General features: G+C 60.4%; 11 protein-coding genes. 9 read left to right on the forward strand and 2 right to left on the reverse strand.

Annotation, left to right across the window (positions count from 1 at the left end):
• The first annotated feature begins 7 nt into the window (after positions 1-7).
• The 3 genes from DNK50_RS08000 to tldD all read left to right on the forward strand — a co-directional run bounded on the left by DNK50_RS08000 (position 8) and on the right by tldD (position 6,194).
• A complete protein-coding gene (locus DNK50_RS08000) occupies positions 8-3,823 on the forward strand; it encodes a YhdP family protein (protein ID WP_112193476.1) in 3,816 nt (1,271 codons plus the stop codon).
• Positions 3,824-3,886: 63 nt separating this feature from the next.
• Complete coding sequence (locus tag DNK50_RS08005; protein WP_112193478.1) at positions 3,887-4,735, forward strand: carbon-nitrogen hydrolase family protein; 849 nt, start codon at positions 3,887-3,889, stop codon at positions 4,733-4,735.
• 16 nt (positions 4,736-4,751) lie between these two features.
• The gene (tldD, locus tag DNK50_RS08010; protein ID WP_099587112.1) at positions 4,752-6,194 is read left to right on the forward strand and encodes a metalloprotease TldD; all 1,443 of its coding nucleotides are present in this window, start codon (positions 4,752-4,754) and stop codon (positions 6,192-6,194) included.
• 45 nt (positions 6,195-6,239) lie between these two features.
• Here the strand turns inward: tldD and yjgA are convergent, their stop codons facing one another.
• A complete protein-coding gene (yjgA, locus tag DNK50_RS08015; protein ID WP_017138246.1) occupies positions 6,240-6,761 on the reverse strand; it encodes a ribosome biogenesis factor YjgA in 522 nt (173 codons plus the stop codon).
• A gap of 108 nt (positions 6,762-6,869) precedes the next feature.
• Between yjgA and pmbA the strand changes: the two genes are divergently transcribed.
• The 6 genes from pmbA to DNK50_RS08045 all read left to right on the forward strand — a co-directional run bounded on the left by pmbA (position 6,870) and on the right by DNK50_RS08045 (position 12,315).
• Entirely contained in the window at positions 6,870-8,216 is a 1,347-nt protein-coding gene (gene pmbA / locus DNK50_RS08020) for a metalloprotease PmbA (protein WP_099587113.1), read from the forward strand.
• 142 nt (positions 8,217-8,358) lie between these two features.
• Positions 8,359-8,754, forward strand: coding sequence for a FagA protein (locus DNK50_RS08025; protein WP_099587114.1), 396 nt, complete (start codon positions 8,359-8,361; stop codon positions 8,752-8,754).
• Between the two features lie 183 nt (positions 8,755-8,937).
• Positions 8,938-10,320, forward strand: a complete 1,383-nt coding sequence (locus DNK50_RS08030; RefSeq protein WP_112193480.1) for an aspartate ammonia-lyase — start codon at positions 8,938-8,940, stop codon at positions 10,318-10,320.
• 26 nt (positions 10,321-10,346) lie between these two features.
• Positions 10,347-10,775 carry a hypothetical protein gene (locus DNK50_RS08035; protein WP_099587116.1) on the forward strand — a complete coding sequence of 143 codons (429 nt, stop codon included), beginning with the start codon at positions 10,347-10,349 and terminating at the stop codon, positions 10,773-10,775.
• A 1-nt stretch (position 10,776) separates the two neighbouring features.
• Positions 10,777-11,388: a superoxide dismutase gene (locus DNK50_RS08040; RefSeq protein WP_112193483.1), complete on the forward strand. Its 612-nt coding sequence runs from the start codon at positions 10,777-10,779 to the stop codon at positions 11,386-11,388.
• A gap of 33 nt (positions 11,389-11,421) precedes the next feature.
• Positions 11,422-12,315 (forward strand): ZIP family metal transporter, encoded by an 894-nt coding sequence (locus DNK50_RS08045; RefSeq protein ID WP_112193485.1) that lies wholly within the window; start codon positions 11,422-11,424, stop codon positions 12,313-12,315.
• A gap of 37 nt (positions 12,316-12,352) precedes the next feature.
• On the opposite strand, the gene DNK50_RS08050 is transcribed toward DNK50_RS08045, so the two are convergent.
• Complete coding sequence (locus DNK50_RS08050; RefSeq protein WP_003216108.1) at positions 12,353-12,625, reverse strand: HPr family phosphocarrier protein; 273 nt, start codon at positions 12,623-12,625, stop codon at positions 12,353-12,355.
• Between the last annotated feature and the right edge of the window lie 16 nt (positions 12,626-12,641).

Here is a 12,641-nt window from a genome sequence, read left to right on the forward strand (position 1 = left end):
GCCTGACATGGAGCGTCTGATACGCTTTTTTGCCGCTTTGACCCGTTGGGGCCTGGGCCTCTGTGCCTTGCTGCTGGTATTGGCTGCGGTGTATGTGAGCCTGGGTCGTGAATTGACCCCGCTGGTGGCTGAATACCGCGCCGAAGTCGAAGCCAAGGCCCAGGCGGCGGTGGGCATGCCACTGCACATCGGCAGCCTTGAAGGGCGCTGGAGCGGTTTCGCACCGGTGCTGCTGGCCCATGATGTGATGGTCGGCGAGGGCAGCAGTGCCTTGCGCCTGGATCAGGTCGAGGTGGTGCCGGCTATCTGGGACAGCCTGATGGCGCGTGAGGTGCGTCTTTCGCACCTGCAGGTCAGTGGCCTGCAACTGAGCGCCAAGGAAGACAAGGACGGCCATTGGGCGCTTCAGGGCCTGCCGGTGCAGGACGATCAGCCGCTGGATCCGCAGCAGTTACTCAAGCGCATGCAGATGGTCAAGCGCGTGTCCTTGCTCGACAGCCAGGTCACCTTGCAACCGTTCGATCAGGCACCGGTCACATTGACCTACGTGGGCCTGAGCTTGCACACCGGCATCACCCGTCAACGCCTGGACGCACGCCTGACCTTGCCGGACGGCCAGCCCCTGGCGCTCAGCCTGCGCAGCCGCATTCGTGCCAGTCAATGGAAGGACGCTGAGATTCAGGCCTACCTCAGCCTGCCGCAGAGCGACTGGGCCAAGTGGATCCCGGCCAGGCTGACCCAGCAGTGGACACTTTCGCAGTTCAAGGCCGGCGGTGAGTTCTGGCTGAACTGGAGCAAAGGCACTGTGCAAAGTGCGGTGGTACGTCTCAACTCGCCACAGCTGAAGGGCCGCTACGCCGAGCGCAAGCCGGTGCACATCGAAAACCTTGCCCTCACGGCTTACCTGCAACGCAGTGATACCGGCCTTAAGGTGCTGTTTGATTCGCTGGCGATGAGCCTGGGCGAAACCCGTTGGGAGTCGCGCCTGCAATTGCAGCAGACCCTGGCCACCGACAAGGCGCAGGAAGTCTGGAAGCTGCAGGCGGACCGCCTCGACCTGACCCCGATCACGCCGTTGCTCAACGCCCTGGCGCCGCTGCCCGAAGGTTTCGCCAAGACCCTCGAACATCTGAAGGCCACCGGCCTGCTACGTAATGTGCTGGTGGATTTTCGCCCTGAAGACACCACCGATCAAAAAGTCAGTTTTGCCGCCAACCTTGAGCGGGTCGGCTTCGACGCCTATTTCGGCGCACCGGCGGCGCGAAACGTGTCCGGCAGCATCAGCGGGGACCTTGGCGGTGGCGAGTTGCGCATGGACAGCAAGGATTTTTCCCTGCACCTCGATCCAATCTTCGCCAAGCCCTGGCAGTACCTTCAGGCCAATGCGCGCCTGACCTGGAAGCTGGACAAAGAAGGCTTCACCCTGATCGCCCCGTACATCAAGGTGCTGGGAGAAGAGGGCAAGATCGCTGCGGACTTCCTGATCCGCCTGCATTTCGACCACAGCCAGGAAGACTATATGGACCTGCGGGTCGGCATGGTCGACGGCGATGGGCGTTTCACTGCCAAGTACCTGCCAGCGGTGTTGAGCCCAGCCCTGGATGAGTGGCTGCGCACGGCGATTCTCAAGGGCGCGGTGGATCAAGGTTTCTTCCAGTACCAGGGTTCGCTGAACCACGACGCGTTGCCGGCTGCGCGCAACATCAGCCTGTTCTTCAAGGTGCATGACGCCGAATTGGCGTTCCAGCCGGGCTGGCCCCATGTGAGCAAGGTCAAGGGTGAGGTGTTTGTCGAAGAGACCGGCGTGCGCATCCTGGCCAGCAAGGGTCAGTTGCTGGATACCAAAGTCAATGACATCTACGTCAATATTCCCCACGCACCGTCCGGCAAGGAAAGCCATCTGCTGCTCACGGGTGGTTTTGCCGGCGGCTTGGGTGATGGGCTGAAGATTCTCCAGGAAGCGCCGATTGGCACTGCTTCCACCTTCGCGGGCTGGAAAGGCGAAGGTGACCTGCAAGGCAAATTGGACTTGGACGTTCCGCTGGCCAAAGGCATCGAGCCCAAGATCGTGGTGGATTTCCAGACCGACAATGCGCGCCTGCAACTGGCTGAGCCGACCCTTGACCTGACCCAGCTCAAGGGCAACTTCCGCTTCGACAGTGCCAAGGGCCTGAGTGGCGAGAAAATCACGGCCCAGGCGTTTGATCGGCCGATCACTGCGCAGATTTTTGCCGACGGCAAACCGGGCAATATCAGCACCCGTGTCGCCGCCAGGGGGCAGGTGACGGTCAAGCGGTTGACGGATTGGTTGAAAATCAGCCAGCCGTTGCCGGTGTCCGGCGATATCCCGTACCAGTTGCAACTCAACCTGGACGGTGCCGACAGCCAACTAATGGTCAGCTCCAACCTCAAGGGCGTTGCAGTGGACCTGCCGGCGCCGTTCGGCATGCCAGCCAGCCAGGGGCGTGACAGCGTGTTCCGCATGACCTTGCAGGGCGCCGAGCGCCGCTACTGGTTTGATTACGGCGAGCTGGCCAATTTCACCTTTGCCGCGCCGCCGGACAAATTCAATGATGGCCGTGGCGAGTTGTTCCTCGGCGATGGCGACGCCGTGCTGCCCGCCGCCAAGGGCTTGCGTATTCGTGGGGTGCTCTCGGAGCTGGACATCGACCCATGGAAAAAACTGGTCAACCGGTATGCCGGCAACGACCCGGGCGGCAGTGCAAAGCAACTGCTCAGCGGTGCCGACTTCAAGATAGGCAAACTCACCGGTTTGGGCACTCAGTTCGATCAGGTCAGTCTGCAGTTGGACCGAAAACCCGCCGCCTGGGGCATGCAGTTCGACAGCCAGCAGGCCAAGGGCAGCGTCAGCTTGCCGGATGCCAAGGGCGCGCCGATTGCAGTCAACCTGCAATACGTAAAATTACCCGCGGTGGACCCGACGGTGCAGGCTGATGAAAACGCGCCGGACCCGTTGGCCAGCATTGATCCAAAAGACATTCCGGCGCTGGATATCGCCATTGCGCAACTGTTCCAGGGGCCCGATCTGGTGGGTGCATGGTCGCTGAAAATCCGTCCAACCACCAAAGGCCTGGCTTTCAGCGATCTGGACCTGGGCCTGAAGGGCATGCAGCTCAAGGGCGCCGGCGGATGGGAAGGCGCTGCGGGGACCAGCAGCAGTTGGTACAAAGGCCGTCTGGACGGCAAGAACATCGCCGATGTGCTCAAGGGCTGGGGATATGCGCCCACGGTCACCAGCGAAGACTTCCATCTGGATGTGGACGGACGTTGGCCGGGTTCGCCGGCTTGGGTCGGGCCGAAGCGCTTTTCCGGTAGCCTGGATGCAGCGTTTCGCAAAGGTCAGTTTGTTGAAGTGGAAGGGGGTGCCCGGGCGCTGCGCGTGTTCGGCCTGCTCAACTTCAACTCCATCGGGCGCCGCCTGCGGTTGGATTTCTCCGATCTGCTCGGCAAGGGGTTGAGTTACGACCGGGTCAAAGGCCTGCTGGCAGCGAGCGATGGTGTGTTCGTCACTCGTGAGCCGATCACGCTGACCGGGCCGTCGAGCAACCTGGAACTCAACGGTACTTTGGACCTGGTGGCTGATCGCGTCGATGCCAAGCTGTTGGTGACATTGCCGGTGACCAACAACCTGCCGATCGCAGCGCTGATCGTCGGCGCGCCCGCCATTGGCGGGGCGTTGTTCCTGATCGACAAGCTGATCGGTGACCGTGTCTCGCGTTTTGCCAGCGTCCAATACAAGGTGGAAGGGCCGTGGAAGGATCCAAAAATCACCTTCGACAAGCCATTTGAAAAACCAAACTGAGAGCCTGCGGAGTAGCATGGGGCTCTCTTTTTTTTGGTAAATGTCCATACGGAGTGTCGGCCCATGTCCTTCGCGGTAATTCAAATGGTCAGCCAGAGCGACGTGCTGGCCAATCTGGCCCAGGCTCGGCGCTTGTTGGAACAAGCCGCCGAGGGCGGGGCCAAGCTGGCGGTGCTGCCGGAAAACTTTGCCGCCATGGGTCGCCGCGACGTGGCGGACATCGGTCGCGCCGAGGCTCTGGGCGAAGGTCCGATCCTGCCATGGTTGAAACAGGCCGCCCGCGACCTCACCTTATGGATAGTGGCTGGCACATTGCCGTTGCCGCCTGACGGTCAACCCCACGCCAAATCCAATGCCTGCTCACTGCTGATCGACGATCGCGGCGAAATCGTCGCCCGTTACGACAAGCTGCATTTATTTGATGTGGATGTGGCGGATGCCCGGGGTCGCTATCGGGAGTCCGACGACTATGCTTTCGGGAGCAATGTGGTGGTGGCGGACACACCGGTCGGCCGTTTGGGCCTGACGGTGTGTTACGACCTGCGCTTTCCCGAGCTGTACAGCGAGCTGCGTGCGGCGGGAGCTGAATTGATTACCGCACCCTCGGCCTTTACCGCAGTGACCGGTGCTGCGCACTGGGATGTGCTAATACGTGCGCGAGCCATTGAAACCCAGTGCTATGTGCTGGCGGCCGCCCAAGGCGGTGTGCATCCGGGGCCAAGGGAAACCCATGGTCATGCCGCGATTGTCGACCCGTGGGGGCGTGTGCTGACACAACAGGATCAAGGCGAAGCGGTGTTGCTGGCCGAGCGCGATAGCAGTGAACAGGCGTCGATACGGGCGCGCATGCCGGTGGTCAACCATCGGCGCTTTTTCTCGCAGGGCGCACAGCGACCTGCCTCAGAACGATGAATTTAAGGCCAAACCTATGAGCGAGTTGTTGTCCTCAGTCAGTGAACACCTCCTGGCACCCGGTGGCGTGACCATCGAAAGCTTGCAAACCGTGCTGGGCGATCTCGCCGGGCCTGGCATCGACGCCGCCGACTTGTATTTCCAGGGACAGATTTCCGAATCCTGGGCCCTGGAAGACGGCATCGTCAAGGAAGGCAGTTTCAACCTCGACCAGGGTGTCGGCGTGCGGGCGCAATCCGGTGAAAAGACCGGTTTTGCCTACAGCAATGCGATCACGCTGGAGGCGCTTGGCCTCGCCGCCCGTGCGGCGCGTTCGATCTCCCGCGCCGGCCAGAATGGCACGGTGCAGGCGTTCAGCACCCAGGACGTGGCCCAGTTATACGCGCCGGATAACCCACTTGAAGTGATCAGCCGTGCCGAAAAGGTTGACCTGCTCAAGCGTATCGACGCAGCCACCCGTGCCCTGGACCCACGTATCCAACAGGTCACCGTGAGCATGGCCGGTGTGTGGGAGCGAATCCTTGTCGCGTCCACTGACGGCGGCCTGGCGGCAGATGTGCGGCCGCTGGTGCGCTTCAATGTCAGCGTGATCGTTGAACAGAACGGCCGCCGCGAGCGCGGCGGGCATGGCGGCGGCGGGCGTACGGACTACCGTTATTTCCTCACCGAAGATCGTGCGATGGGCTATGCCCGTGAAGCACTGCGCCAGGCGCTGGTGAACCTGGAAGCCATTCCGGCCCCGGCGGGTACGCTTCCGGTGGTACTGGGTTCGGGCTGGTCTGGAGTGTTGCTCCACGAAGCTGTGGGCCACGGCCTCGAAGGTGACTTCAACCGCAAGGGCAGTTCTGCCTATAGCGGGCGCATGGGCGAGATGGTTGCGTCCAAGCTCTGCACCATTGTCGATGACGGCACCTTGGCCGGTCGTCGTGGCTCGTTGAGCGTCGATGACGAAGGCACACCTACTGAATGCACCACCTTGATTGAAAACGGTGTGCTCAAGGGCTACATGCAGGACAAGCTCAATGCCCGCCTGATGGGTGTGGCGCGCACCGGTAACGGTCGCCGTGAGTCCTACGCGCACCTGCCGATGCCGCGCATGACCAACACCTACATGCTCGGTGGCGAAAGCGACCCGGCGGAAATCATCGCCTCGGTAAAACGCGGTATCTACTGCGCCAACCTCGGCGGCGGCCAGGTGGATATCACCAGCGGCAAGTTCGTGTTCTCCACCAGCGAGGCGTATCTGATCGAAGACGGCAAGATTACCGCGCCGGTCAAAGGGGCGACATTGATTGGCAACGGGCCGGAAGCCATGAGCAAGGTATCGATGGTCGGCAACGACCTGGCGCTGGACAGCGGCGTGGGTATGTGCGGGAAAGATGGTCAGTCGGTGCCGGTCGGTGTGGGCCAGCCAACGCTGAAAATTGATGCGATCACCGTAGGTGGCACGGGGTCGTAAGGGATGGAGCTTCGGGTGGCGAAGATCGCCACCCGGGGAAGGGCATCAACGCAGTCCGCGTTGAGTCTCGTCCAGCTCACGGATGTATTTGAAGATTTTACGGCTGGTGGCTGGCGCCTTGTTATGGGCCTGCTCGTGCTGGGCTTGACGGATCAGGGAGCGCAGTTGCTGGCGGTCCGCATCCGGGTAGTCCAACACGAATTTCTCCAGCACGGCGTCATCGCCCGAGATCAGGCGGTCACGCCAACGTTCCAGGTTATGGAAACGTTCGTTGTACTGGCGAGTGGAGGCATCGGTTTGATCGAGCAAGGCCAGAATGGCGTCAGTGTCCTGATCGCGCATGAGCTTGCCGATAAACATGATGTGCCGTTTACGCGCGATATTCGCGGTGTGCTTGGGTGCGTCTGCAAGCGCCCGGCGCATTTCGTCGGTCAGTGGCAGTTTTGCAATCAAGTCTTTCTTGAGCGTTGTAAGGCGCTCGCCAAGGTCAACCAGAGCATGCAGCTCACGTTTGACCTGGGTTTTGCTTTTCTCCCCATCGAGGGAGTCGTCGTAAGAATCAACCATGGTGGAAGTCCGCAAAGAAACGCCGCCATGATAACCAGTCGGGGGCCGCTTGTCCGGCCCGGTCGCTCGATGGCCTTAACCGAAAGCAGAATTTGAGTGGAGAAAACCATGAGTGCAGCCCAAAGCGTCGGTCCGCAAGCGTTACCGGCACTTCAGGAACAAGTCGAGCAGATCCTTGCCGAGGCCAAGCGCCAGGGGGCCAGTGCCTGTGAAGTCGCGGTGTCGCTGGAGCAAGGGTTGTCGACGTCGGTGCGTCAGCGGGAAGTGGAAACCGTCGAATTCAACCGCGACCAAGGCTTTGGTATCACCTTGTACTCGGGGCAGCGCAAAGGCTCGGCCAGTACCTCTGCCAGTGGCCCGGAAGCGATCCGCGAGACGGTTGCAGCCGCGTTGGCGATTGCCAAGCACACCTCTGAAGATGAGAGCTCAGGTCTGGCAGACAAAGCGCTGATGGCCAAGGACTTGAAGGACTTCGATCTGTTCCACGCCTGGGACATCACGCCTGAGCAGGCTATTGAGCTGGCTCTGACCTGTGAAGCCGCCGCGTTCGACGCTGATGCCCGCATCAAGAACGCAGATGGCACCACATTGAACACGCACCAGGGTTGTCGCGTATACGGCAACAGCCACGGGTTTATCGGCGGATATGCGTCCACTCGCCACAGCCTCAGCTGCGTGATGATTGCCGAGGCCAATGGCCAGATGCAGCGTGATTACTGGTATGACGTGAGCCGCCAGGGTGAATTGCTGGCCGACCCGGTCAGCATTGGCCAGCGCGCTGCACAGCGTGCCGCGAGCCGCCTGGGTGCGCGCCCGGTGCCTACCTGCGAAGTACCGGTGCTGTTTTCGGCGGAGTTGGCGGGCGGTTTGTTTGGCAGTTTTCTGGGGGCGATCTCCGGCGGCAATCTGTACCGCAAGTCGTCGTTCCTGGAAGGTGCAATCGGCCAGAAGCTGTTTCCCGAGTGGCTGACCATCGATGAGCGCCCACACTTGATGCGCGCCATGGGCAGCTCGGCGTTCGATGGCGATGGCCTGGCCACGTATGCCAAGCCGTTCGTCGAAAACGGTGAGCTGGTTTCCTACGTGTTGGGCACCTACTCAGGCCGCAAGCTCGGCCTGCCAAGCACGGCCAACTCCGGCGGCGTGCATAACCTGTTCGTGACCCATGGCGACGAAGACCAGGCGGCGCTGTTGCGGCGGATGGGACGTGGCCTGCTGGTGACCGAGTTGATGGGCCACGGCCTGAATATGGTCACCGGGGATTATTCCCGTGGCGCGGCGGGCTTCTGGGTGGAAAACGGCGAGATCCAGTTCGCCGTCCAGGAAGTGACCATTGCTGGCAATATGCGCGATATGTTCAAGCAGATTGTTGCGGTGGGTAATGACTTGGAACTGCGCAGTAATATCCGCACAGGCTCGGTATTGATCGAGCGGATGACTGTCGCCGGCAGCTAATCTACGCGTTACAAAAAAAGCGTGCTATCTCGTCGATAGCGCGCTTTTTTTATGCCTTCTCGAAAACGGATTACTGTGTCAGCGTTGCTTTGATTCTCAATATCATTTAATAATAAATATCATTACCGAATGAGTGTGGATCATGAGTTCTGTCCTGCATGAGGATCCGTATCTGGAAAGCTGGCGCTGGATGAGTCGTCAGATTCGCTGCGGCCTCGATCCCAATGAACCTCGCCTGATCGAACATTACCTCAATGAGGGTCGATATCTGGCGTGTTGCACCGCAACCCATCCGTGGACGATCGCCGAAACGTCATTCCGCCTGTTGATCGACACCGCCAGTGATATCGCCTTGCCGTGGCATTGGCGATCCACCTGCCTGGACCAGGCGTGGCGCCCGCTGCGCGATCTGGAAAAACTCTCCCACTGTGCCTGTCGCCTCAAGCGCTGGCAGACCTTTGCCTGGCAATTGGCGACCTGCCAATTGCTGCCTTCCCTTTCTGTTTCTGACCTGGTGCAAGGATCCTCCGATGATTAGGGTCTGCCATCACTTATTTCCTGTGCCGCGCCGGGCCAGCGCTATTGCAGGCCCGGCCCTTCGGGTTGTGTCTGAAAGCGGGCCAGGCTGCGTTGCAGTCCTTGGCAAGGGAACAACCATTACCAGCGGACTGCGCCTTGCCTGGCCCGCTTTCAGACCTCAACGCGACACAGGAAATAAGTGATGGCAGACCCTAACACCCGTATCGAACGCGACAGCATGGGCGAACTGCAAGTACCTGCCGAGGCCCTGTATGGCGCACAGACCCAGCGCGCGGTGAATAACTTTCCGATCAGCCACCAACGCATGCCGGCGCAGTTCATTCGCGCACTGATCCTGGCAAAGGTTGCTGCCGCCAAGGTTAATATCGACCTCAAGCAAATCAGCGAAGGGCAGGGCAAGGCCATCGTCGATGCTGCCCAAGGTCTGCTGGAAGGCGACTTCATGCAGCACTTCCCGGTGGATATCTTCCAGACCGGTTCCGGCACCAGTTCCAACATGAACGCCAACGAAGTGATTGCGACCCTCGCCAGCCGTCTGCTCGGCGAGGCGGTCAACCCGAACGATCACGTCAACTGCGGCCAAAGCAGCAACGACATCATTCCTACAACCATCCACGTCAGTGCGGCGCTGGTATTGCACGAGCAAACACTGCCGGCGCTGTTGCACCTGGTGCAGGTGATCGAGCATAAGGCTGAAGAAGTCCACCCGTTCATCAAGACCGGCCGCACGCATTTGATGGACGCCATGCCAGTGCGTATGAGTCAGGTACTCAATGGTTGGGCGCAGCAACTCAAGGCCAATATCGGTCATCTACAAGACCTGCTGCCAAGCCTGCAGGCCCTCGCCCAAGGCGGCACTGCGGTGGGCACGGGGATCAACGCGCACCCGGAATTCGCGGCGCGTTTCAGTCAACAGCTCAGCAGCCTGACGGATGTGAAATTCACCCCGGGCAAAAACCTGTTTGCGCTGATTGGCTCCCAGGACACGGCCGTGGCTGTTTCCGGCCAACTGAAAGCCACCGCCGTATCGTTGATGAAAATCGCCAATGACCTGCGCTGGATGAACTCCGGCCCACTCGCCGGCCTGGGTGAAATCGAGCTGGAAGGCCTGCAACCGGGTTCTTCGATCATGCCCGGCAAGGTCAACCCGGTCATCCCGGAAGCGACTGCCATGGTGGCTGCCCAAGTCATCGGCAATGACACGGTGATCACTGTTGCCGGCCAATCCGGCAACTTCGAGCTGAACGTGATGCTGCCGATCATCGCCCAGAACCTGCTCAGCAGCCTCGAACTGTTGGCCAACGCCAGTCGCCTGCTGGCGGACAAAGCCATCGCCAGCTTCAAGGTCAATGAGGCCAAGCTCAAGGAAGCGCTGTCGCGCAACCCGATTCTGGTCACCGCGCTCAACCCGATCATTGGTTACCAAAAGGCTGCTGAAATCGCCAAGAAGGCCTATCAGCAGGGCCGTCCAGTGATTGATGTCGCCCTTGAACACACCGACTTGTCCCGTAGCCAACTGGAAATCCTGTTGGATCCGGAAAAGCTTACGGCCGGCGGCGTGTAATCACCGACTCTGCTTTGGAGGCTCATATGGAGCACTGGAAACGCACGATCGAACGGGCTAATCGCTGCTTTATGCAGGGCGAACTGGTCGACGCTCGCGAGGCCTATTTGCAAGCCCTGGCCCTGGCTCAAGTGTTGTTCGAACGCTGGGCAGATGCCGACGAAGCAGTGGCGGCCTGCGTCATTTCACATCACAACCTGGCGGATCTGCACTTGCGCCTGAATCAGCCTGAGGAAAGCGCCGAGTACCTCTGCGCCATTCACCAGCGCTTGCTGCAGACCATGCAGGACGCGCGCTTGAGCCCGCAACTGCGGGAAGCGGCCCTGCGCCAGAGCAGCAAGACTTACGTCGAACTGTTGAATTTCATCAGCGATCACGGCGAATACCCGCGCACCCATCGCTTGCTGGGCGGTACTGCGGCGCAACCGACCACGCCTCAATACGGAGTACATTGATATGACTTACACCTTGCCTGCCTTGCCTTATGCCTACGATGCCCTGGAACCGCATATCGATGCGCAAACCATGGAAATTCACTACACCAAGCATCACCAGACCTACATCAACAATCTTAACGCCGCGGTCGAGGGCACCGAGTTCGCCGACTGGCCGGTAGAAAAACTGGTGTCCAGCGTGCAGCAACTGCCGGAAAAACTGCGCGCAGCGGTGATCAATCAAGGTGGCGGCCACGCTAACCACTCGCTGTTCTGGGCGGTGATGTCACCTCAGGGGGGCGGTAAGCCTGAAGGCGCGCTGGGCAAGGCAATTGACGAGCAAGTCGGTGGTTTTGAAAGCTTCAAGGAGGCTTTCACCAAAGCTGCGTTGACCCGCTTCGGCAGCGGTTGGGCCTGGCTGAGCGTTACCCCGCAAAAGACCCTGGTCGTGGAAAGCAGCGGTAACCAGGACAGCCCGTTGATGAACGGCAACACGCCGATCCTCGGCCTCGACGTGTGGGAGCACGCTTACTACCTGCGCTACCAGAACCGCCGCCCGGAATACATCAATGCCTTCTACAGTGTTATCAACTGGCCAGAAGTTGCCGCACGCTATCAGGCTGCTTTGGCCTGACATTGACCTCCATAACAAGATCTAAGGCCGACTATGGGCACTGAAACACTGGCGATCGGCAGCGTGCGGATGTTTCGTTATGCGCTGGGCTCGCTGCTGCTACTGGCAGGTACTGCATTGCTGGTGGCCCACGGGCTGGCCTGGCTGGACCTGCAACCGCGTATCTTGCGCGCCTTGCAGGGCGGTGCGATCTGCGCGCTCGGCACCGCGCTGGGCGCGGTTCCTGTATTGGTGATTCGGCGGATGCCGGTGGCCGTGAGCGATACCTTGCTGGGCTTTGGGGCGGGCGTGATGTTGGCCGCCACCGCCTTTTCGCTGGTGGTGCCAGGCATCGCCGCTGCCGAAAGCCTGGGGCTTACGCCCTGGGGGGCGGGCGGGTTGATTAGTTTCGGCATCATGGCAGGGGCATTCGGACTGTATCTGGTTGACCGCAAGGTCTCCGGCGCCAGTCCGGAAATGTTGGTGGGCACGCCGGATAAACCGGTGATCCCGCCGCGAATCTGGCTGTTCGTGTTCGCCATCATTGCCCACAACATCCCCGAAGGCATGGCGGTTGGCGTCTCGGCGGGCGGTGGCATGCCGGACGCCGATAGCCTGGCCATGGGCATTGCCCTGCAGGATGTGCCCGAAGGTCTTGTGATTGCGTTGGTGTTGGCCGGGGCAGGCATGTCGCGGGCCAGGGCGTTTCTGATTGGCGCTGCGTCAGGCTTGGTGGAGCCGGTGTTTGCCGTGCTCTGCGCCTGGTTGGTGAGCCTGGCCGAAGTGCTGTTGCCGTTGGGTTTGGCATTGGCCGCTGGGGCGATGTTGTTGGTGGTGACCCATGAGGTCATCCCTGAGTCACGGCGCAATGGCCATGAAAAACTCGCCAGTCTGGGATTGTGTATCGGGTTTTGTTTGATGATGGTGATGGATACTGCCTTGGGGTGAAGCCGTTGCGGCTTCACGCCTACCTCAAAGGGTGAGGTTACTCACCCTCGTCAAAGAAGTTATTGATCAGTGCCACCAGGGCATCCATCGCTTCCTGTTCCTGTTCGCCTTCCGTTTTCAAGTGAATCTTGGTGCCCTTACCGGCCGCCAGCATCATCATTGCCATGATGCTTTTGCCATCGACCATGCTTTCCGGTGTACGCCCTGCCCTGATCTGACAGGGGAACTGCCCGGCAACGCCGACAAATTTGGCTGAGGCGCGGGCGTGCAGGCCCAGCTTGTTGATGATTTCAATTTCCAGAGCGGGCATCGCGAAGGTGTTCCTT

Origin of the sequence: Pseudomonas sp. LG1E9 (genome assembly GCF_003290225.1) — a bacterium.
GTDB lineage: Bacteria > Pseudomonadota > Gammaproteobacteria > Pseudomonadales > Pseudomonadaceae > Aquipseudomonas > Aquipseudomonas cyclaminis.